Genomic DNA, 20,670 nt, shown 5'->3' with positions numbered 1-20,670 from the left:
CCGATAAAAACAAGCGAAGAGGAGGCTCTGATATGGAATCGGAGATACGATCTTACGCCCTGGTTGACTTGCCTGCAAAACTTCACCGGAGTCCGGTTTGGGGATTGATTTAACGATTTCAATATGCCAGTATTCCGGAAATTCTGTAGGAGGAGAATCGTTATGTCGGTAGTGATCCCATTTAGAGCCCTGAGACCTGGCCGTTCCTTTGCGAAGGAGGTCGCCTCTCTTCCCTATGACGTCCTCAACCGGGACGAAGCCAGGGCGCTTGCTTCCGGTAATCCGGTGAGCTTTCTTCGCGTTGAAAAATCTGAAATCGATGTCAACCCGCCGGATGACGTCGTTCCGGAAAAAATCTTTGAAAAAGCGAAGGAAAATCTGGAAAACTTTGTTCGACAGGGAGTGATGCTTCAGGATGAAAACCCCTGTTTCTATATTTACCGCCAGCGGATGGGCGCCCATGAACAGACCGGCATCGTAGGCTGTGCCAGTGTCAGTGAATATGAATCGGGCCTGATCAAAAAGCATGAATTGACTCGTGCGGATAAAGAACTGGAGCGTACCCGTCACGTCGATACGGTCAATGCGCAGACTGGCCCTGTTTTTCTGACATACCGGGCAGCGGAAGAAATCGACCGGCTCGTCGAAGGGTTCAAGTCCGGATCTCCCGAGTACGACTTTACCGCAGCCGACGGGATTGTTCATACAGTGTGGATTGTGAGCAACCCCGAGGATATCCGGAATCTTGCACAGGAATTGCGAAAGCTGGAGGCGCTTTACATCGCCGACGGACACCATCGGGCCGCTGCCGCCTGTTCCGTCTGCCGTTTCCGACGGGAAGGCAATCCCGGCCATCGAGGTGATGAACCCTACAACTTTTTCCTCTCTGTGATCTTTCCCCACAATCAGTTGCGAATCATGGACTACAACAGGGCCGTCCGCGACCTTCATGGCCTCGAAAAAGAAGAGTTTCTCCGTAAGGTCGAAGAACTATTCGAGATCCGTGCGGATTTTACCGCAAAATCCCCGTCGGCTTTTCATTCCTTCGGCATGTATCTGGACGGGCGATGGTACGAACTGACGGCCCGGAAGAATCTCTGCGATGAGACGGATCCCATCGGCAGCCTGGATGTGTCTATCCTGCAGAATCACCTTCTCGAACCGGTTCTGGGTATCCATGATCCCCGGACGGATCAGCGCATCGATTTCATCGGAGGGATCCGGGGAATGGAGGAACTGGAACGGCTGGTGGATTCAGGGAAATTCGCCGTGGCATTCTCACTCTTTCCCACCACGCTGGATCAACTGATGGCCGTGGCGGACGCGGGGCTCGTCATGCCCCCCAAATCCACATGGTTTGAACCGAAGCTGCGAAGCGGTCTTTTTGTCCATCGTTTGCAATAAGGGGATTTTCTCTGGGTGAACAAAAAGGAAATGGTGCATTTTGAACCGGAGAACAACCGCAAAATGAAAGAGGCAGTCTTTCCATGATCCCTCAGCGCGAGGACGAGACCGTGGATGAACTCCTCAACGGTCGCCTCAAGGTGATCCAGAAGGCAAAAGGCTATCGCTTCTCTCTGGACGCCCTTCTGCTGGCCCATTTCATCCGCCTGCGCAGGAATGAGTCCCTTCTGGATATGGGAACGGGCAGTGGGGTCATAGCCCTGATCACAGCGATGCGCCGGCCGGATGTCCGGATCGCGGGAATCGATATTCAAGAGGAAATGGTCGAGATGGCCTCGCGCAGTGCTGCCCTGAATTCCCTGGAAGAACGGCTGACGTTCAAGGCGGGGGATATCCATTCGATCCGCCGGATTTTCGATTCGGAATCTTTTGATGCCGTTGTCGTCAATCCGCCGTATCGAAAATTGCATTCCGGAAGAATCAACCCCCGGGGCGAGAAGGCCCTGGCCCGGCATGAGGTCCGGGGAACGCTTCGGGACTTTCTCGAAGCGGCCTCTTATGTCCTGAGGCCCGGCGGCCGGATTTTTGTCATTTACCCCATCCGGAGAATGGCGGCCCTGATCGCCGGGATGCGGAAAACCGTCCTTGAGCCCAAACGGTGCCGTATCATCCATTCCCGGTGCGATACGGAAGGAATCTTTATTCTCGCTGAGGGTTGTAAGGGAGGCGGCGAGGAGCTGGAAATTTTACCTCCTCTGTTTATTTACAGGAATGAGGGTGAATATACCGAGGCCATGGGGGAAATCTTCAACGAACTTTCCCGGCTTCCATCATCCGACGACGGGTGATTTCCCGGGTCATAACCCTTTTGACGATTTCCCGGAGCTCCTCATCGGCGATGCATTCCGTGCAACTGTCGATCATCCGGCGGTCCCTTTTTTTAAGGACGCGGGAAACCGACTGGGCGGAAGGCGTTTCCGGAGGGGAAGAAAGCGGGCAGGCAATCTCGCCCACTGAAAAGAAGATATTCCGGATGGCCGCTTTTTGTGCTAAAGAATTACACTGCCTGATGATATCCGCCTTCAGGAAGTGAAGCTGATGCATCCAGACCGATGTGGTAACATCCACGAAAAGTGTCTTGCCCTTTATGTAACGGGGACGTGTCTGGGCGGCGATTTGCGGGCCGACGGCCCGATTCCATAAAGAGAGGAGTCTTTTCTCTTCGAGATCGACGGGCACGCGTCGCTTCTTAAGGATCTTTTGAAGAACCTGGCCAAGGGGTTCCAGTTTTTTTTGAGATGCTCTCCTGCGCATGAACTGTCTTTTCTCACAGTTCCGGAATCGGGTCAAGACCTGTCCCGACAGGGATTGGAATTTATTTAAAAATTTCCGGAATATTTCACACTTTCAAGATATTTCGAAAGGAGTAATTTATGGAACTGTCCGACATGATTAAGAAAGCAAAGAGTCATCCTGAATTTCACAAAGTCGGGATGATTCTTTGCCATAATGGCGTGGTCAGGGGAACGTCACGGGACGGGAAACCTGTTTCGGAGCTTACGGTCAAGGCCGACCGGGCGCGTCTCGATGAGATTGTCGCGGAAATGAAAAGCAGGCCGGGAATCCTTGAAGTCCTTGTGGAGGTTCGGGAAGGCCTTCTGCATGTGGGTGATGACGTGATGTATGTTGTCGTGGCCGGTGATATCCGGGAGAATGTTTTTCCCACTCTCATGGATACCGTCAACCGGATCAAGGCCGAGGTAACGACAAAACAGGAACGTTAAGACAGGGGGCGGTGATGGTTTTGTCCACGTATGTCAGTCGGGTGGCTGGGATCGCGGATTACTTCGATTCCCCGGGTAAAAGTTTTCCAAGAGCATTGGAAAAGGCATCGTAGGTGCTCTGGTTGAATAGGACAAACCGGACCAGTTCTATATCCCTGTTTTTTTTCAGATAATCGATGACCGTCTGCAGGGCGATCCGGGCGGCCTCCTCCAGGGGATATCCGTAAACCCCGGCACTGATGGCGGGGAAGGACAGGCTCTTCAGATGTCGGGCCGAAGCCATTTTCAGGCTTTCCCGGTAGGCGCTGGCCAGAAGCTCCGCCTCCCCGTGGGAACCGTCCCGATAAACCGGACCGACGGTGTGAATTACGTAACGGGCCTTCATCTTGCCGCCTGTGGTGATCACCGCCTGACCTGTGGGACAGCCTCCGATCCGGCGGCATTCGGCCATGATGGACGGCCCTCCGGCCCGGTGAATGGCGCCGTCCACTCCGCCGCCTCCACGCAGACCCGTATTGGCGGCATTGACGATGGCGTCGGTATCTTCCTGGGTTATATCCCCCTGAATCAGGGCCAGAACGCTGTTCCCAATCCGAGCCTCCATTTTCTTCCTCCCTGTCGGTGTTTCGGCAGGCAGCCGACTTATTCTGTTATCAAAGTTGACAGGATACCGGTGTTCCCCTCCCAAAAACCAGCATATCATAAGTTTTTTTGATGCGGTCCCAGTTTTCTTCCCGGTCCATGGACCAGTATCGGCCTATGACCGAAACCACCCTGCCTTTTTGAATTTCCGCTGCCTTGCTTTCTATCTTTTCAACATACAGAGCGCCACTTTCCGGCATTTCACCCCGCCTGCCGAGCATGGCATGAATGTAGACTTCAGGAACATTTTCCCGCTTTGCCAGTTCCATCAGTGCGAAGAGATGATGGATGGAGCCGTGGGAACTGAAAAAAGAAACGATGCCCATGAGATGAAGGGCCTTTCCGTTCTGCTTTGCTGCGCGCATGACGTTGAGGAATGCCTCGTTTTCAAAAAAAGCTCCGTCCTCAATGGCCCGGTTGATGCGGACCCGATCCGCGTAAATCTGCCTGCCGGCGCCGATATGAAGATGGCCGGCTTCAGAATTGCCGACGGTGCCGGGGGGCAGTCCGACAGCTTCACCGGAAGCTTTCAGAGTCGTCCAGGGAAAGGATTTTTTCAGAAAATCCATGGTCGGTGTAGCGGCCCGGGAGATCAGATTGCCCTCACTGGGAGAGCTTTCACCCCAACCATCGAGGATCAGGAGAAGCAGGCGTTGCGCTTCCCGGATTTGTTCCGGAGCGGGATGGGTGATCAGCGATCGTCCGGTCATGACAGAAGGGACCGGGAGATGAAAGAGTTGAAGAACCGTCGGGGCGATGTCCGTCAGTGCGCCGTCCCGGCGGAGTTTCATAGCCGGGGAGTCATGAATGAGAATAAAAGGGACGGGACTGTCAGTATGACCCGTGTCGATGACACCGTCAGGATAAAGCCATTTTTCCACAGTGCCATGGTCGGCGGTAACCATCACAGTCAAACCCTGCCGCCGGGCCTCATCAAGGACCAGGCCAGCGTGCCGGTCGACTGCTTCCACCGCCCTGAGAATGGCCTGTTCATTTTCGATATGCCCGACGACATCCACATTGGGAAAATTCGCAAAAATGAAGCGGCAGGAGGGATCGTGAATTTTCTCGATAATTTCCCGGGATATCTTTTCGATGGACATCTCCGGGGCTTCATCAAAGAGGCGAACATCCTTGCGTGTCGGGACGATGATGCGTTCTTCTTTCGGAAGCGGGCTTTCTTTCTTTCCATTGAGAAAATAGGTCACATGGACCGCTTTTTCCGCTTCGGTGATCTTGGCCTGCTTCATGCCGTGCCACGCGAGAACAGCGCTGAGAGTATCCTGCACCTCGCCTTCCGGCGGATGGGCTACCTGAACATTTAATCCCTGCCGGTATTCGATCATCGTGGCAAAGGACAGGGACAAATCGGTCACCGGGTGAAAGGATTGAAAGCCCTTTTCGGTGAGGCTGCGTGTCAGCTCGATTTCGCGTTCTCCCCGGATATTGTAGAAGATGACGGCATCGTTTTTCCGGATACGGCCTACTGGCCGTTTCTCCGTATCCACCAGAACAAGAGGTTCCATGGTTTCGTCTTCGCAATTCCGCCGATAAGCATTTCTGACAGCCTGGGACATGGTATTTCCGATTGCTTCCTTATTCATCTGCATCTCCTTCCTTTCGTCTTGTTACCTAACTAAAGAGGAATTCAATGTAAAGTAAAAATGATGAAGGAAGGCGCCTGCCTTTTCAGTTGAAAATTAAGAGGTTCAATGGTAGTAATTCAAGGGTACTTATATTATATAATTGTGCTTCAATTTTAATATGTTACAAATTCCTCCGAATTTTACCGGACGGATTTTTTCTTCACCGGAGTGAAATAGCATGGTTTTAAAGGAAAAAACGCCTGAAAATGTCCTTCAGGAGGAACTCCTCAGAGAGAAGGCGGAGGTGCTGAGCAGGGCGGGCGAATCGGTTTCCACAATCCTGCGGCAAATGCACAATCTGAAGGAAGATATTGAGGCTCTTCTGTTATGCCTTCATGGAAATATGTCCGGAGAGGCCATGAATGCCGAAGGCGACATGGCTGACGAACTGACGAAGCGGATCGTCGTGGAGCAAGTCAACGGGAAAATTGCCCGCTACAATGATTTACGAGAGGATGCAAAGCTTCGTTATCATTACCTGATCATCACCCGTGAAGCTCTCGGGATGCGACGGCATCACTGGGTGGAAGAATTTTATAAAATTCCTGAACGGAAGGGATACCTGCACGAACTATGATGGACCGATTTCAAAAACAGCGATTGCGAATGGTGGATACCCAGATCCGGGCAAGAGGAGTTTTAAATCCCCGCATTCTGGAGGCGATGTCCAGAATTCCCCGTCATCTCTTCGTAGAAGAGGCCCTTGCCGATCAGGCATATAACGATAACCCTCTGCCCATCGGCGATATGCAGACGATTTCGCAGCCTTACATTGTAGCGCTGATGACGGATGCCCTGGATCTCAAGGGCAGGGAAAAAGTATTGGAGATTGGTACGGGTTCAGGATATCAGACCGCCCTGCTGGCCGAACTGGCGGATCAGGTATTTTCCATCGAAAGGATTGCGTCACTGGCCAACAACGCCCGTCGCATACTCGATCAGCTGGGTTATTATAATGTGGCGATACGAATCGGGGACGGCACCTATGGCTGGAAAGAGGAATCTCCTTTTGATGCGATTCTGGTTACAGCGGGTGCACCTGATATCCCCATGCCACTGATTGAACAATTGAAGATCGGGGGCCGACTGGTCCTGCCCGTAGGGGGAAGGCATATTCAGGATCTCGTGAAAGTTACGAGACTGTCTGAGGACATCAATGAGTTAAAGAAAGAAAATCTGGGAGGCTGCCGCTTTGTAGATCTTATCGGAGAGTATGGCTGGTCCGGCTGATCCCCCCTGATTGTTTAGCGAAATGAGGAACCTACACTGAGAAGACTGATCCTTTCAAGAAAACATCTCTTTGGTTTGCTTCTGATTCTGCTTCTTCCGTTGATTGTCACCAACAGCTATGGACTAAAGCCCGGGAAGCTGAAAGGGGTCTATCATCGAGTGAAAAAAGGGGAGACTCTCTACAGCATTGCCAGGGCTTATCGCGTTCATATTCAGGATCTGGCCGAGGTCAATAATATCGACGATACCAATCGGATTGAAATGGATCAGGTACTTTTTGTGCCTGATGCAACGGAAGTCGTCGAAGATATCATGCTGCTGCTCAGAATGCAGGATCCTGCCGCAAGACGGAATAAACAGGCGACTGGAGAAAGGTTGATTTCCAGGATTCCGCCGGGTGGAGATTCATCTTCCGTTCGTGGAAGGATGCCGGAAACCGAGAGCATTGTCCCACCGGAAGCTGTTTCCTCCGGGTTGCCGCAACAGCCATCAGGAAGTGCCGTAGAGGAGCACTCAGAGACGCTGACGCCGGCAGCGCCCCCAACTGGGCAGGATGCCGTGTCTCCAAAGGAAAGTGTTCCTTTTCCCCGGCAGGCGCCCTCGAAAAGCGGTGCCGGAACTCTGAATAAGGAGCCGCCGCAGGCAGATGTTCCCGGAAAAGTGCAATTTGAGAAAAAACGCTTCATCTGGCCCGTGAAAGGGCGGGTGATATCCCAATTCGGGGTTCAGCCCAACGGAATGTACCACAACTGGATCAGCATCAGCGCTAAGGATATGGCGCCCGTGATAGCGGCTGCAAGTGGAACCGTCATCTTTTCCGCGGAATTGAAGGATTATGGTGAGACGATTATCATCAAGCATACAGATAATTTTGCCACAGTCTACACACATCTGAAGGTCCGCAAGGTCCTGCTGGATGATTCAGTCAGGAAGGGGGAATCCATTGCTCTGGTTGGAAGGCTTGGCAAAGAGGAAAATGTCTATCTGAATTTTGAGGTTCGGCATCAGAACAGAGCGAGAAATCCTCTTTTTTTTCTGCCCTGACCCGTTTTCCCGGAGTTTGAGAGAACGTAAAAGTCATGAAAACAAACATCATGAAATGGGAGGTGTTCCATGGATTTTCCCTTTGAACAGGGTCCCATTCGGCCGCCTAGTGAAGCAAAAAGTCTGCTCATTCGAGCGACCCGCAATTGTCCGTGGAACAAATGCGCTTTCTGCAACTCCTATCGCGGAAAAAAATTCGAACTGAGATCTCTCGACGAGATTTTTGCCGACATTCACAAAATTAAAGAAATTATTACGCATATCAAGGAACTGTCCTGGAAACACGGCGAAGGGGGACGGGTGACGGACAAGGTGATCCGCCTGATCTTCAGTCAGGAAAGCAGTTATCATGACAGTTACCGTTCCGTGGCTGCCTGGCTGTATTTTGGGGGGGAATCCGTTTTTCTTCAGGATGCCAATTCCCTGATCATGAGGACCGATGATCTTGTGCCGGTTCTGAATGAAATCAGGAAGGCCTTTCCTTCCGTGACAAGAATCACATCCTATTGCCGTTCCAAAACGGCCGCCAGAAAATCGGTTGAGGAACTGAAGAGGCTCCGTGACGCTGGATTATCGAGAATTCACATCGGCATGGAAAGCGGTTATGATCCCCTTCTGGCCTTCATTCGGAAAGGCGTTACTGCTGCGGAGCACATCAAGGGGGGGCGCAACGTAGTCGAAGCAGGCATTTCCCTCAGCGAATATGTGATTCCCGGACTGGGAGGAGTCCGGTGGACGCAGGAACATGCCAGGGAAACGGCGAGAGTGATCAATGAAATCAATCCTGATTTCATTCGCTTGAGAACCATTCATGCTGTTCCGGGCACCGATCTCCACGAAAAAATGCTCAAAGGCGAATTTGTGCCGCTGACCGACAACGAGATTGTGACAGAAATAAGGGATTTTATTGAAAACCTGGAGGGAATTGAATCTACAGTGGTCAGCGATCATATTCTCAACCTCCTGGAGGAAATTCAGGGAAAATTGCCGGATGCAAAGGAACAGATGCTGCGCGTCATTGATCGCTACCTGGCTCTGTCCCCTCAAAATCAGCTGATTTTCAGGCTGGGCCGGCGTAAAGGATGCTACAGATCTCTGGATGATCTTTCGGATAGCGGGTTGTACAATTCGCTCAAAAAAACGGTTGAACAATACGAAGTCACGGCGCCAGGCCAACTGGATAAAGACTTATTTCTGATGATGCATGATTATATATAGATAAACAACTGGTTATTATTGTTCCTCATCCAGGGGATGGAAAAAGGAAACGCTACATTTATTCAGAATGGCAATGGTTCGGATGCGGCGCGGATCACAGGGTTGTGCCTTGATCGGTGAAAATTGAGATCATTGGCGTGAACCGAAAAGAGCCTGACAGATGTAGGATTGCAGAAAAAACAAATCGATTTCAAAAAAAATAACAATCAGGAGTTGATTGTTTTGAAGATGGAACAGATATTGAATTTGTGTTGACCTTTAATTAAATATTTGATAAAAGAAGCAATTCAAATTAGCAGCAAGGGAGTGTGAGAGATGTTTAAGGTGGGTGATTTGGCAGTATATCCAGCGCAGGGTGTGGGTGTCATTGAGGCCATTGAAAGCAGGGAGGTCATGGGGAGCACCCAGAAGTTCTATATCATGAAGATCATGAGCAATGGTATGAAGATCATGATCCCAACCGGCAGTGCGGAATCTGTCGGGCTCAGAGAACTGATCCTCGAAGACGACGTTCCTAAGGTTTATGAAATACTGAAAAACAAGGACATAACCATCGACAAGCAGACTTGGAATAAACGCTATCGGGAATATCTGGAAAAGATCAAAACCGGTTCGGTTTTTGAAATAGCCCGGGTGCTCAGGGATTTGCTGATTTTGAAGAATGACAAGAATCTGTCTTTCGGTGAAAGAAAAATGATGGATACAGCCAAAAGTCTTCTGATCAAAGAAATCTCCATCGCCAGTAATGCTGAAGAAACGAAAATTGAGCAGGATCTGAAGACCATCTTCTCGTTGCAGTAAGTCTTTTCAGAGGAATTGGATTTCTGGAAGGATTTCTTTACCCAGGATCGTGTAATCGAAAAATCCAGAAAATTGATCTCCGATCAAGGAAGGGATTCTCTGGGAGTCAATTCTCTTTTAACAGCAGTGCTGTTGCTCTGAAGTTTTCCAGCATGAACCGTCTGCGTGTGTTTGTAAAAAGCACAAAAGAGTGTTTTGAATCAAATTTAATCAACCCGGACAGAATCGAAATGATTTATTTCTCACTAAGGGTGAGGAATAAATCATTTCGATTTTTTTGGACGGAGGAAAGGAGGTGAAAGTATTGATCGTCAGGGGTCTTTTGATTCTGGCATGCTCTGTCAGTGGGTATGCTATTGCATATTATTCATTTCCCTCTCATGGGATTCTCGGTTCTTTAATCGGACTGGTTCTAGGTTGTCTAACGGCTTTATTTGTCATAAAGATGGAACAGGCTATCAGGAAGGTTTCTCTGCGGGTCATATTCGGCGGTGTCGTCGGTATGATCGTTGGGTTGCTGATTGCCTTCCTTTTTGCCTATGGTCTTAATTTCATTACAGATATAAAAGAGAAGTATCAGATCGCTCCCTGGATATACGCCATCTGGACTTCGGTCATGGGTTATCTGGGACTTGTTCTCGGTTCAAAAAAAGTTGAAGAACTTTTCAATCTTTTCGGGCATGGCCAGAGCAAGGAAAACAAAGACTATCGGATTCTTGACACCAGTACCATTATTGATGGAAGGTTGGCCGATATCTGCGACACTGGTTTTCTTGAAGGTACTCTTATCGTTCCCCGCTTCGTTCTGGATGAATTGCAGTACATTGCCGATTCATCCGACTCCATGAAGCGCTCCAGAGGAAGAAGGGGACTGGATATTCTCAACCGGATGCAGAAGAGTGCAGGCATCACCATTGAAATCGTTGATCAGGATTTTCCACGGATTAAAAGCGTGGATGCCAAACTGGTTGCTCTGGCAAAAAAGATGAACGGCAAGATCATCACCAATGATTTCAACCTGAACAAGGTTGCAGAACTGCAGGGCATAAGAATTCTCAATGTCAATGAACTGGCAAATGCGCTGAAACCGGTAGTTCTTCCCGGTGAAGTGATGACGGTAAAGATCATTAAGGAAGGAAAAGAAGCCGGTCAGGGAGTGGCCTATCTGGATGATGGAACGATGATTATCGTGGATAATGCCCAGAGGCATCAGGGGGCGACTGTCGAAGCTTTGGTGACAAGCGTTCTTCAGACTACGGCGGGGCGAATGATTTTTTCGGAGCTGAAAGATATTGTGAATGATAAAAAAAGCTTCGGGAGCGATGCCAGACAGTAATTCAAATTTAAGCCCGGGGTGGTCGAACATCCCGGGCTTTTTCATGTATTGAGTTTTCTATCATCACAATTCCGGATCGGACATGAAATCAGGGCGTCACAGTCGAGGCGGCACAAGTGTACACGATATTTATCGAGACGCCGATCATGGAGACGTCTTAGAGTTTGCTCGGGTGCGAAAGTGGAATATCGGTGCTGATTTCAGATGAAACCAAAAGTGGTCGCCATTGTACCTGCCGGCGGTTCAGGCCGGCGCATGCAGAGTTCGAACCCGAAACAGTATTTTTTAATAAACGGGATGCCGGTTCTTGTCCATACACTGCTGAGACTGCAGCAGTTTCCCCTGATCGACGAAATCCTGCTGGTCGTTCCGCACAGCGACATGGTCTTTGTCCGGGATAACATCGAAAAACCCTATCAACTGACAAAAATCAGAGGAATTGTTGCCGGCGGCAGGGAAAGGCAGGATTCTGTGAGAAACGGCCTGAAGTGTGTTGTAGAAAAAGATGAAATTGTTGTTATTCATGATGGCGTGCGCCCCTTTGTAACAGAAAAAATCCTTTCGCGGGTCATTGACGCGGCTCATCGGTCCGGGGCTGCAATTGCTGCCGTTCCGGCCATGGATACCGTAAAGGAAGTCCATTCTGACGGACATATTTCCGTAACGCTTGACAGGAAAAGGATCTGGCTGGCTCAGACTCCCCAGGCCTTTCACCGCCGTATCATTCAAGAGGCATACAAAAAGGCCGTTCAGGATGATTATTACGGCACGGATGACGCCAGTCTCGTCGAACGCCTGGGCATTCCAGTCGAGGTCGTTCCAGGGAGCTGCACAAATATCAAGATAACCACGCCGGATGATCTTATCCTGGCAGAAGCATTCCTTAAAAAGGAAGAAGGCAGGATTTGAATGCTCCCCGTCCGGGTTCGGAAGTAGAAAAACCCTGAAAGGGTCTGGGGATAATGAAATCAGGGGATAACCCTGATGGCGCAAAAAAAACAGACTGGGAAAATTGACGGGAGATCGGCATGAGGGTCGGATGCGGATATGACAGTCATCGATGGGCTGCAAAAAGGAAGTTGATCCTCGGGGGCGTTGAGATCCCTCATGAGTTCGGCCTTACAGGTCACTCTGACGCCGACGCATTGACTCACGCCATCTGCGACGCACTCCTTGGTGCCATTTCCGAAGGCGACATCGGTTTTCAGTTCCCCGATTCCGACCCGGCTTATTCCGGAATCTCCAGTCTGAAACTTCTTTCTAAAATCCTTGAGATGGTTGATAAAAAAGGCTTTGCCATTGACTATATCGACAGCACCGTAATTATGGAAAGACCGAAGTTGATGCCCTACATTCCGGATATGAAGTCAAAGATTGCCGGGGTGTTGAAAATGCCTTCAGACCGGATCAACATAAAGGCCAAGACCAATGAAGGAATGGGATTTGTCGGTCGGCAGGAGGGGGTTGCGGTTTTTGCCGTGGCTTTGGTTAAGGAGAATCAGGATTAATGAACAGTACCAAGCCGAGAGTCCGTTTTGCCCCTTCCCCTACCGGGGAGCTCCACATTGGAAACGCGCGGACCGCGTTTTTCAACTGGCTGTATGCAAGACACTATGGCGGTAAGCTGATCCTGCGGATTGAAGATACGGACCGGCAGCGATCCACAAGGGCTTTTGAGGCCAGGCTGATTGACGACTTGAAATGGCTTTCTCTGGATTGGGACGAGGGGCCGGACGGGAAGGGGGAAGTTGGACCCTACCGCCAGAGCGAGAGGCTGGATCTCTATGAATCCTTCTTGAAGAACCTGCAAAAGGACGGAAGAGTTTATCCCTGTTACTGTACCGAGGACGAGTTGGAGCTGGAACGGACATCTCTGCTGTCCAGGAAAATGGCGCCCCGCTACATGGGTAAATGTCGCAATCTGACCGAAGCAGACAGAAGAAGACTGGAAGCCCAGGGAAGGAGGCCGACCTGGCGATTCCGGGTCTCACAGGGGCCTGTCCTGTTTCAGGATCTCATCCGGGGAACGATGAAATTTCAGGGGGAGGCAGTCGGCGATTTCATTATCGTTCGGTCGAATGGTACTCCAGCCTATAATTTTGCCGTGGTGATCGACGACCACTTTATGGAAATTTCCACGGTCATCAGGGGAGAAGACCATCTTTCCAATACAGCGATCCAGTTGATGCTCTATGAAGCGCTAGGTTTCGAGCCGCCTGAATTTGCCCATCATTCCCTTATTCTGGGAAAGGATCGCACGAAGTTGAGCAAACGGCACGGTTCCGTTTCCGTACGTGAGTTTCGCGAGAAAGGCATACTGCCCGAGGCGCTTTTGAATTATCTTGCTCTTCTTGGCAGTTCCATCGGCGAAGGTCGGGAGGTCTGTTCACTGGAGGAAATCATCACCGCCTTTTCGTTGGATCGGGCCGGCAAGAGCGGCGCCGTGTTCGATGAGGACAAACTGCTTTGGATGAACAGCCTTTACATTCATGAAGAGCCAGCCATCAAGTTAATAGAGCGATTGAGACCGTTTATCGAGAAAGCCGGCTATGACGTGAATAAATGGGAAACTCCATGGCTGGATCGGATGGTGGAGGCCGTGAAGCCCAACTTGACCACGTTGGCCGATATCGGATCTTATGTGAAGATGATTGTTGAAGAGCCTGTCCGGATTGATGAAGATGCTGCCGCAGTTCTTCGGGAAACAGAAACACAGATGGTTCTCCGGACATTGCTGCAACTCATCGAGGAAGGGAAATTTTCCCATGAAGATTTTTATTCGCAAGTCATGACTGCACTTCGCAAGGTAACCGGCGCCAGGGGAAAAAGGCTTTTCATGCCCGTCCGGGCGGCCCTTACAGGGACGACCAGGGGACCGGAACTCGATAAAATTTTTGTCCTTCTGGGCGAGCAATCCGTCAAGGAACGACTGAAAAAAGCGCTCAATATGCAGGGAAACTTTTCCTGACCTTCCTTTTTCTTGCTTATTCAGATTTTCAGTGGATAAATGATTCCAGTATGCTGAAAAAAGAGGCTCATCCGGCTTGATTTACATGCATTTCGGACGAGCCTGCTTTAACTGGTCAGATAACTCTCATAGAAAATCAAAATCGGAATAACGCGTTTGCGTCTTCCATAAAATATCTTCCGCTTCATCTGAAACGCATCTTGCAGCCTGTTTAAAGCGGAATATTGTTGTGCTTTTTTGTCACCCGGGTTTCCTTCTTTTCCTTAAAGGTTTCTAACAGGAAGGCGACTCGCTTACGGGTCTCTCTGGGCAGGATGATTTCATCCACAATTCCCAGTCCGGCGGCAAAGTAAGGATTGTTGAACTGAGTTTCGTAAGCGGAGGCCAGTTCCTTCCGCTTGGCCGCGGGGTCCGGCGCCGTCTGGATTTCCTTGCGATACACAATGTTACAAGCGCCATCCGCTCCCATGACGGCAATTTCCGCGGAAGGCCAGGCCATGACGTAATCCGCGCCGAGCTGTTTGCTGCACATGCCGATGTAGGCGCCGCCGTAATCCTTGCGGATGACGACCGTCAGTTTGGGCACTGTGGCTTCGGAATAGGCATGGAGCATTTTGGCTCCATGTGTGATGATTCCCGCCCATTCCTGACGTGTGCCGGGAAGGTAACCGGGGACATCGGCAAGCGTCAGCAGGGGGATGTTGAAGGCGTCACAGAAACGGATGAAGCGCGCCGCCTTGTCTGAAGCATTCACATCGAGTACGCCGGCGCCGAAACTGGGGTTGTTCGCGATGACCCCTACAGGACGCCCCATGATGCGAATAAATGCGACGATGATGTTCCTGGCCCATCCGGCATGAGGTTCCATCATTTCTGCATTATCGGCGATTTCCAGGATAACCTTTTTCATGTCATAGCCTTTTGAAGGTTTATCAGGAATGATTTCGTCCAGTTCGAGGCATTCGCGATCCGGGGTGTCAGACGTTGGCAGAAGAGGAAGGGGACTGTGACAACTGTCCGGGAGATAAGACAACAGGGTTCGAATTTTATTGATACAGTCCTGGTCGTCATTTGTGGCGAAATGACATACGCCGCTTTTGGTGGAATGAACGACGGCGCCTCCCAGGGCTTCGGTGGTGACTTCTTCACCGATAACGGCCTTGATGACATCCGGGCCCGTGATGCACATGTAACTGCTTTTCTTGACCATGAATATCCAGTCCGTCAATGCCGGTGAATAAACGGCCCCGCCGGCGGTCGGCCCCATGGTCGCGGTAATCTGGGGGATATACCCGGAGGCGAGGGTATTCCGGTAGAAAATTCCTCCATATCCTTCAAGAGCGGGGACGCCTTCCTGAATGCGCGCTCCTCCGGAGTCGTTCAGGGAAACAAAGGGTTTCCCCGCTGCGATGGCCATATCCATCACCTTCCAGATCTTCTTTGCCTGCATTTCCCCAAGACTGCCGCCGGAGCAGGTGAAATCCTGAGCCGCCGCAAAGACGACACGGCCGTTTACCTCGCCGAATCCGGTAATGACGCCATCCGCGGGAATTTCCTTCTTGTCGAGGCCGAAAAGTGTGGAACGATGTTTTGTAAAGAGCTGGACTTCCTGGAAAGACCCATTGTCGAAAAGCAGATCCAGCCGTTCCCTTGCGGTCAGTTTGCCGAGTTCGTGCTGTTTTCTGATCATCTCGTCGCCGCCCATAAGCATCAGGGCTTCTTTCCTTTTTTCAAATTCCCGAATTTTTCCCGCTGTCATGCCCTCGTAATTTTCCGTGTTCATACTCCTCCACAAAATGCTTTTTCTTGATTTTAAAAGGGGAACAGGGTTTTAATATCTCATAATACCCCATCATGATGTCTTTTTTGAATTGACCATTTATCATCTAAAAAAGTATAATTCCACGTTTAAATTTATTGATAACCATTTTTCCCGAAAAATGAAATGCAGGCATTTTCGAATAGTTCTGACAACACGGCATTAAGAATGACTTTAATCTTCTTTCATTTGAATATTGCCGGCAGGATAAGCAGCAACGTTATTGACTCAAAAGAACGTTTCAGGGAGGAATAATGATGGGAATTTCCAAAAAAACGATTCGTGAGATCGAATTCGCAGGAAAACGTGTGATCATGCGTGTTGATTTCAATGTTCCGCTCAAGGATGGCGTCATCCAGGATGATACACGCATTGCCGCCGCACTGCCTTCAATCAAATATATTCTTGACAGTAAGGCAAAGAGCCTTGTGTTGATGTCGCATCTTGGCGACCCTGAAAAAGACGCTGCCAAGGCGCGTGAGAAGGCGGAAAAGGATGGCAAACCCTTTGATGAAGAGAAATACATCGAAGGCAAATGCAAGATGTCGCCTGTCGCCGCACACCTTTCAAAGCTGCTTGGGAAGCCGGTTGCGCTGGCGCCTGACTGCCTGAGCGACGAGACAAAGAAGATGGTGGGCGGCCTTAAGGACGGCGCCGTGCTGCTCCTTGAGAACACACGGTTCCATAAGGAAGAGACCTCGAAAGACCTTTCTGAGCGTGAAAAAATGGCCAAGATCCTTGCGGGTTACGGCGACGTGTATGTCAATGACGCGTTTGGAACCGCCCACCGGCTGCACGCGTCCACCGAAACAATCGCCCGGTATCTGCCTGCGGTGGCGGGTTTTCTCATGGAAAAAGAGCTTGAATTCCTTCAGGGAAAAGTTCTGAAAGCCCCGGCGAAGCCTTTTGTCGCGATTATCGGCGGCGCGAAAGTTTCTTCCAAAATAGCAGTGCTCGAAAGCCTGCTCTACAAGGTAGAAAAACTGATCATAGGCGGCGGCATGGCATACACCTTTCTCAAGGCCCAAGGGATTGCTGTCGGCAAGTCGCTTGTCGAGGAAGATCAGATCGAAACGGCAAAGAAGATTCTTGCGACAGCAAAAGAGCAGACGGTTACGCTTCTGCTCCCGGCTGATCATCTCGTTGCAAAAGAGTTTTCAGCCGAAGCCGAATTCAGGATTTCGACAGGCGCCACGATAGAAGACGGGTGGCTGGGGATGGACATCGGCCCCGCCACACTGAAAAATTACAGGGACGCTCTTGTCGGAGCAAAGACCGTGTTCTGGAACGGCCCCATGGGAGTTTTTGAGTTCCCGAATTTTGCGGCAGGCACAATCAATATAGCAGCGATACTTGCCGAACTTCCGGATGCGATTACAGTGATCGGCGGTGGAGACACCGTTTCAGCGGTCAAAAAGGCCGGTGTCGCTGCCAGAATGTCTCATATTTCAACCGGCGGCGGTGCATCGCTTGAGCTTGTTGAAGGCAAGGAACTTCCCGGAGTCAAGGCGTTAAATGACAAATAAAGGAGTCATGCCGCCGAAGTCGGGATGGTGGAGTCCGTTGCAGTCTGCGGCGCAGGACTTTACAGCCGATGATCATGGGTTGTGATGACGGAATAAAAGAAGGGATGACAAGAAGAAACATCAAGCTGGTTCTTGAATATGACGGGACGGCCTACAGGGGCTGGCAGCGTCAGGGGAATCTGCCGACCATACAGAAAATTCTGGAGGAAAGTATCGCGCGGATTACACAGGAACCCGTAATCCTCCATGGATCGGGCAGGACCGATGCCGGTGTTCACGCGCTCAACCAGGTAGCCAACTTCCGGACATCATCCCGGATTCCGGCGGCGAATCTTTTACGGGGCCTCAACAGCCTGCTTCCCGGGGATATTGTGATCAGAGAGACGGAAGATGTGGATGAGGAGTTTCATTCCCGGTATTCTGCGAAAAGTAAAAGCTATCTTTATCGTATTCTGAATTCACCGGTACGGTCGCCCCTGCAGAGAAATTCCGCCTGGTTTATACGCTGTTGTCTTGACCTTGAAAAAATGGCCGGGGCCATCTCTCTGCTGTGCGGAAAGCATGATTTTACCTCCTTCTGTGCGGCAGGCAGCGACGTGAAGTCCTGCGTCCGGACCATCATCCGGGCGGAGATCGAAAGGGAGACTGAACAGGTGATCACGATCAGTGTCGAGGCTGACGGCTTTCTTCGACACATGGTCCGCAATATCGTCGGGACCCTGGTCGAGATCGGTGCGGGGCAGGATTCGTCGGAAATTATGCGGGACATTCTGGAAGCGAAAGATCGGGGATGTGCCGGGATCACGGCGCCGCCTCAGGGACTTTTTCTTCAGAAAGTAAGCTATTGAACATCCTGATGAACTCGACGGGAGAAGAAAGGAAAATAGTCCGGAAACCATGAAGATTCTCATTTTTGGTCATCGCGGCATGCTCGGATCGGAGCTGATGATGCGGCTGCAGGCAAACCATGAGGTTGCTGGACAGGACATTCCTGAAATCGATATTACGTCTTACGATGCATGTCGTCAGGCTATCCTGAGCATCAAACCTGATCTTGCAGTGAACGCGACGGCCTTTACCGATGTGGATGCCTGCGAGACCCGCAGGGAAGAATGCTTTGCGGTCAATGCCCTGGGTGTGGGGCATCTTGCCCTGATCTGCCGCGATATGGGAATCAAACTTGTTCATTTCAGTACGGATTACGTCTTCAACGGCCGCAGGAAAACGCCTTACGCAGAGGAAGATTTCTGTGATCCGCTCAATGTCTACGGACTGTCTAAGCTGGAAGGCGAAAAAAGACTGCAGGAAGCGGGGTGCGATCATCTCCTGATCCGGACAGCCTGGCTGTATGGGAAAAATGGAAAAAATTTCGTGCGGGCTATCCTGGCCAGGGCGGAAACAGATCCGGTTCTGGATGTCGTAGATGATCAAAGGGGCTGTCCGACATATTCCGCCGATCTTTCCGATGCGGTGGGCTTTCTTATTGAAGGCGGCCACTCTGGAATTTATCATGTGACGAACAGCGGCCAATGCACCTGGTATGAGTTTGCCTGCCGGATTCTGAAATCCTCAGGCATCCTCGATGTTGAAGTTCGGCCGACTACTTCAGATAAGCTGGCGCGACCCGCCTGTCGGTCTCCCTACAGTGTGCTCAATTGCGAGAAATATTTCCGGGACACAGGGCATGCCATGCGCCACTGGACGGAAGCGCTGAATGATTATCTCTCCGTCATCCGCAAAGAGGTCGATTTGAAGAGCTGATCCATCAGTACATCCCCACTGGAACCCATCTAAGTATATATCCTTAATCCAATCCATTATATTACTCTTGACACCGTAAGGGAATATCGGTATACCGAACCGGTTTCAGGTCTGTCTCCCTTGCGTCCTGCAAGGAGGTTTGCGGTCCTTAAGTAAGCGATTATCGAAGATCAGATCATGCAGGAGCGAAATCTGATTCAGGTAATCGGTGTTGCAAACGCTCGTTGTGATTATCAAAGTTCCTGTGCAATCAGTGTGTTATGGATTTGTCAACCTCCGCCGTCCCGAATTCTGTCCATAAAATCCGTTATGAAAAATTAAATAAAATCCTGTGTGTGCTGCTGATTCTTTTGGGGCTGGCATGTCCTGTCAGCAACGCTTACGCCCGAAATCAGGTGACCGCCGATGGTATGGCAACAATCCATAACAGCAGAATGGATATCGCCAGAGACAAAGCGATCGATAACGCCCAGCGTAATGCCATTGAAAAAGTTATGGGAGTCATGATTTACAGCGGTTCGGAAGTCGAAAATTATCAACTGAAAGTAGATCGTATTCTTTCGGAGTCCAGAGGATTTATCAACGGTTACAGTATTGTTTCCGAGAACGGAACAGACGATGTTTACACCGTGACAATTGAAGCGGACATCGGGGCGGGTAAGCTGAAAGACCGGATGGAGGCCATGAATCTGATTATGGCTCGCAAATCGAAACCTCGCATCATGATTCTCTTCAATCAGCATTCAAAGACAGATTTTGTCGCTGAGGCTGCCCTGACCCGCTTTTTCCTGGCAAGGGATTTTAAACTTGTCGATTCGGGATCCTTTAAAAAAAATTCAACTGTCGATCACTTGCAGTTGTCCTGCGCAGATCTGGACACCCTGGCCCGTTATTGTCATCAATCCGGCGCGGAGGTGGTCCTGCTGGGCAGCGTGGATGTGTCGAGCACACGTTCAATCTCAGCGGGATTGAAATGCATTCCAACAAGGTTGTTGTCTCGGTGAAAGCCATTAACGCCGATACCGGCGACGTGATCGCGACAGGAAGCGAAGCCTGCTCTGCCGCCGGAATGAAGGATGATGTGAAATCGATCACGGAAGAAGCAACCGGAAAGGTAGCGAAGAAACTCATTGAGGATATCTTTGATCGATGGTCATCGGAGTTGACCAATGCCGTAACTGTAAAACTGTCCATTTCCGGTCTGGACACCTACCAGGAACTGGAAAGGTTCAAGGGTTGTCTACCCGATGTCGTCAAGGGATACCGCGAACTTTATCAGCGTTCATACAGCAGGGGAACGGCCGACCTGGATCTGGAAGTGCGGGGGAATGTTCATGGCGTTGCCGACGATCTTTCCACGATGACCCTGGATAAAAGACGAATCAGGATTCTGGGAATCAGCTCGAACAGGATTGAAGCGGTATTTTAACGGGGATTTTATTGACAGGAAGCGCCTGGAATTACGGCATGAGCAAAAAAAGGACATGCTCA

General features: G+C 50.5%; 21 protein-coding genes. 17 read left to right on the top strand and 4 right to left on the bottom strand.

Annotation, left to right across the window (positions count from 1 at the left end):
* The first annotated feature begins 162 nt into the window (after positions 1–162).
* Positions 163–1,404, top strand: coding sequence for a DUF1015 domain-containing protein (locus SYN_RS09430; protein WP_041584946.1), 1,242 nt, complete (start codon positions 163–165; stop codon positions 1,402–1,404).
* 83 nt (positions 1,405–1,487) lie between these two features.
* Entirely contained in the window at positions 1,488–2,252 is a 765-nt protein-coding gene (locus tag SYN_RS09425; protein ID WP_011417875.1) for a tRNA1(Val) (adenine(37)-N6)-methyltransferase, read from the top strand.
* Here the strand turns inward: SYN_RS09425 and SYN_RS09420 are convergent.
* Complete coding sequence (locus SYN_RS09420; RefSeq protein ID WP_041584945.1) at positions 2,212–2,718, bottom strand: DUF721 domain-containing protein; 507 nt, start codon at positions 2,716–2,718, stop codon at positions 2,212–2,214. The two genes, SYN_RS09425 and SYN_RS09420, sit on opposite strands and share 41 nt — an antisense overlap.
* A 119-nt stretch (positions 2,719–2,837) precedes the next feature.
* Here SYN_RS09420 and SYN_RS09415 point away from each other — a divergent pair, with 119 nt between their 5' ends.
* On the top strand, positions 2,838–3,188 hold the full coding sequence (locus SYN_RS09415; protein ID WP_011417873.1) for a molybdenum cofactor biosynthesis protein MoaE: 351 nt from the start codon (positions 2,838–2,840) through the stop codon (positions 3,186–3,188).
* Between the two features lie 58 nt (positions 3,189–3,246).
* On the opposite strand, the gene SYN_RS09410 is transcribed toward SYN_RS09415, so the two are convergent.
* Both SYN_RS09410 and SYN_RS09405 read right to left on the bottom strand, forming a co-directional pair.
* Complete coding sequence (locus tag SYN_RS09410; protein ID WP_041584944.1) at positions 3,247–3,792, bottom strand: O-acetyl-ADP-ribose deacetylase; 546 nt, start codon at positions 3,790–3,792, stop codon at positions 3,247–3,249.
* Between the two features lie 49 nt (positions 3,793–3,841).
* On the bottom strand, positions 3,842–5,434 hold the full coding sequence (locus SYN_RS09405) for an alkaline phosphatase family protein (RefSeq protein WP_202943548.1): 1,593 nt from the start codon (positions 5,432–5,434) through the stop codon (positions 3,842–3,844).
* A 220-nt stretch (positions 5,435–5,654) separates the two neighbouring features.
* Here SYN_RS09405 and SYN_RS09400 point away from each other — a divergent pair, with 220 nt between their 5' ends.
* The 9 genes from SYN_RS09400 to gltX all read left to right on the top strand — a co-directional run bounded on the left by SYN_RS09400 (position 5,655) and on the right by gltX (position 14,073).
* Positions 5,655–6,053 carry a hypothetical protein gene (locus tag SYN_RS09400; RefSeq protein ID WP_011417870.1) on the top strand — a complete coding sequence of 133 codons (399 nt, stop codon included), beginning with the start codon at positions 5,655–5,657 and terminating at the stop codon, positions 6,051–6,053.
* Positions 6,050–6,706: a protein-L-isoaspartate(D-aspartate) O-methyltransferase gene (locus SYN_RS09395; RefSeq protein WP_011417869.1), complete on the top strand. Its 657-nt coding sequence runs from the start codon at positions 6,050–6,052 to the stop codon at positions 6,704–6,706. The genes SYN_RS09400 and SYN_RS09395 overlap by 4 nt, the downstream gene beginning before the upstream one ends.
* A gap of 159 nt (positions 6,707–6,865) precedes the next feature.
* Positions 6,866–7,750, top strand: a complete 885-nt coding sequence (locus tag SYN_RS09390; RefSeq protein ID WP_158302959.1) for a M23 family metallopeptidase — start codon at positions 6,866–6,868, stop codon at positions 7,748–7,750.
* Positions 7,751–7,819: 69 nt separating this feature from the next.
* Positions 7,820–8,968: a radical SAM protein gene (locus SYN_RS09385; protein ID WP_011417867.1), complete on the top strand. Its 1,149-nt coding sequence runs from the start codon at positions 7,820–7,822 to the stop codon at positions 8,966–8,968.
* A 315-nt stretch (positions 8,969–9,283) separates the two neighbouring features.
* Positions 9,284–9,769, top strand: coding sequence for a CarD family transcriptional regulator (locus tag SYN_RS09380; protein WP_011417866.1), 486 nt, complete (start codon positions 9,284–9,286; stop codon positions 9,767–9,769).
* Between the two features lie 295 nt (positions 9,770–10,064).
* Positions 10,065–11,105 carry a PIN/TRAM domain-containing protein gene (locus SYN_RS09375; RefSeq protein WP_148202541.1) on the top strand — a complete coding sequence of 347 codons (1,041 nt, stop codon included), beginning with the start codon at positions 10,065–10,067 and terminating at the stop codon, positions 11,103–11,105.
* A 204-nt stretch (positions 11,106–11,309) separates the two neighbouring features.
* Entirely contained in the window at positions 11,310–12,014 is a 705-nt protein-coding gene (gene ispD / locus SYN_RS09370) for a 2-C-methyl-D-erythritol 4-phosphate cytidylyltransferase (protein WP_011417864.1), read from the top strand.
* 119 nt (positions 12,015–12,133) lie between these two features.
* Entirely contained in the window at positions 12,134–12,613 is a 480-nt protein-coding gene (gene ispF / locus SYN_RS09365; RefSeq protein WP_011417862.1) for a 2-C-methyl-D-erythritol 2,4-cyclodiphosphate synthase, read from the top strand.
* Positions 12,613–14,073: a glutamate--tRNA ligase gene (gltX, locus tag SYN_RS09360; RefSeq protein WP_011417861.1), complete on the top strand. Its 1,461-nt coding sequence runs from the start codon at positions 12,613–12,615 to the stop codon at positions 14,071–14,073. The genes ispF and gltX overlap by 1 nt, the downstream gene beginning before the upstream one ends.
* Before the next feature lie 211 nt (positions 14,074–14,284).
* On the opposite strand, the gene SYN_RS09355 is transcribed toward gltX, so the two are convergent.
* A complete protein-coding gene (locus tag SYN_RS09355; protein WP_011417860.1) occupies positions 14,285–15,856 on the bottom strand; it encodes an acyl-CoA carboxylase subunit beta in 1,572 nt (523 codons plus the stop codon).
* A gap of 293 nt (positions 15,857–16,149) precedes the next feature.
* Between SYN_RS09355 and SYN_RS09350 the strand changes: the two genes are divergently transcribed.
* From SYN_RS09350 to SYN_RS09330, 5 genes are all read left to right on the top strand, one after another.
* Complete coding sequence (locus SYN_RS09350; RefSeq protein ID WP_041584943.1) at positions 16,150–17,418, top strand: phosphoglycerate kinase; 1,269 nt, start codon at positions 16,150–16,152, stop codon at positions 17,416–17,418.
* 104 nt (positions 17,419–17,522) lie between these two features.
* Entirely contained in the window at positions 17,523–18,266 is a 744-nt protein-coding gene (gene truA, locus SYN_RS09345; protein WP_041585605.1) for a tRNA pseudouridine(38-40) synthase TruA, read from the top strand.
* 49 nt (positions 18,267–18,315) lie between these two features.
* Entirely contained in the window at positions 18,316–19,179 is an 864-nt protein-coding gene (gene rfbD, locus SYN_RS09340) for a dTDP-4-dehydrorhamnose reductase (protein WP_011417856.1), read from the top strand.
* Between the two features lie 260 nt (positions 19,180–19,439).
* Positions 19,440–20,183 carry a flagellar assembly protein T N-terminal domain-containing protein gene (locus SYN_RS09335; RefSeq protein WP_011417855.1) on the top strand — a complete coding sequence of 248 codons (744 nt, stop codon included), beginning with the start codon at positions 19,440–19,442 and terminating at the stop codon, positions 20,181–20,183.
* Positions 20,180–20,608: a hypothetical protein gene (locus SYN_RS09330; protein ID WP_158302958.1), complete on the top strand. Its 429-nt coding sequence runs from the start codon at positions 20,180–20,182 to the stop codon at positions 20,606–20,608. Before SYN_RS09335 ends, SYN_RS09330 begins: the two co-directional genes overlap by 4 nt.
* Positions 20,609–20,670: the final 62 nt, after the last annotated feature.

The organism is Syntrophus aciditrophicus SB (assembly GCF_000013405.1).
GTDB lineage: Bacteria > Desulfobacterota > Syntrophia > Syntrophales > Syntrophaceae > Syntrophus > Syntrophus aciditrophicus.
This window is presented reverse-complemented; position numbering and strand designations above follow the sequence as displayed.

Bases quoted from the DNA above. Each gene is read 5' to 3' on its own strand.
- SYN_RS09430 (WP_041584946.1), top strand. From the start codon at position 163: ATGTCGGTAGTGATCCCATTTAGAGCCCTGAGACCTGGCCGTTCCTTT.
- SYN_RS09425 (WP_011417875.1), top strand. From the start codon at position 1,488: ATGATCCCTCAGCGCGAGGACGAGACCGTGGATGAACTCCTCAACGGT.
- SYN_RS09420 (WP_041584945.1), bottom strand. From the start codon at position 2,718: ATGCGCAGGAGAGCATCTCAAAAAAAACTGGAACCCCTTGGCCAGGTT.
- SYN_RS09415 (WP_011417873.1), top strand. From the start codon at position 2,838: ATGGAACTGTCCGACATGATTAAGAAAGCAAAGAGTCATCCTGAATTT.
- SYN_RS09410 (WP_041584944.1), bottom strand. From the start codon at position 3,792: ATGGAGGCTCGGATTGGGAACAGCGTTCTGGCCCTGATTCAGGGGGAT.
- SYN_RS09405 (WP_202943548.1), bottom strand. From the start codon at position 5,434: ATGAATAAGGAAGCAATCGGAAATACCATGTCCCAGGCTGTCAGAAAT.
- SYN_RS09400 (WP_011417870.1), top strand. From the start codon at position 5,655: ATGGTTTTAAAGGAAAAAACGCCTGAAAATGTCCTTCAGGAGGAACTC.
- SYN_RS09395 (WP_011417869.1), top strand. From the start codon at position 6,050: ATGATGGACCGATTTCAAAAACAGCGATTGCGAATGGTGGATACCCAG.
- SYN_RS09385 (WP_011417867.1), top strand. From the start codon at position 7,820: ATGGATTTTCCCTTTGAACAGGGTCCCATTCGGCCGCCTAGTGAAGCA.
- SYN_RS09380 (WP_011417866.1), top strand. From the start codon at position 9,284: ATGTTTAAGGTGGGTGATTTGGCAGTATATCCAGCGCAGGGTGTGGGT.
- ispD (WP_011417864.1), top strand. From the start codon at position 11,310: ATGAAACCAAAAGTGGTCGCCATTGTACCTGCCGGCGGTTCAGGCCGG.
- ispF (WP_011417862.1), top strand. From the start codon at position 12,134: ATGAGGGTCGGATGCGGATATGACAGTCATCGATGGGCTGCAAAAAGG.
- gltX (WP_011417861.1), top strand. From the start codon at position 12,613: ATGAACAGTACCAAGCCGAGAGTCCGTTTTGCCCCTTCCCCTACCGGG.
- SYN_RS09355 (WP_011417860.1), bottom strand. From the start codon at position 15,856: ATGAACACGGAAAATTACGAGGGCATGACAGCGGGAAAAATTCGGGAA.
- SYN_RS09350 (WP_041584943.1), top strand. From the start codon at position 16,150: ATGGGAATTTCCAAAAAAACGATTCGTGAGATCGAATTCGCAGGAAAA.
- truA (WP_041585605.1), top strand. From the start codon at position 17,523: ATGACAAGAAGAAACATCAAGCTGGTTCTTGAATATGACGGGACGGCC.
- rfbD (WP_011417856.1), top strand. From the start codon at position 18,316: ATGAAGATTCTCATTTTTGGTCATCGCGGCATGCTCGGATCGGAGCTG.
- SYN_RS09335 (WP_011417855.1), top strand. From the start codon at position 19,440: ATGGATTTGTCAACCTCCGCCGTCCCGAATTCTGTCCATAAAATCCGT.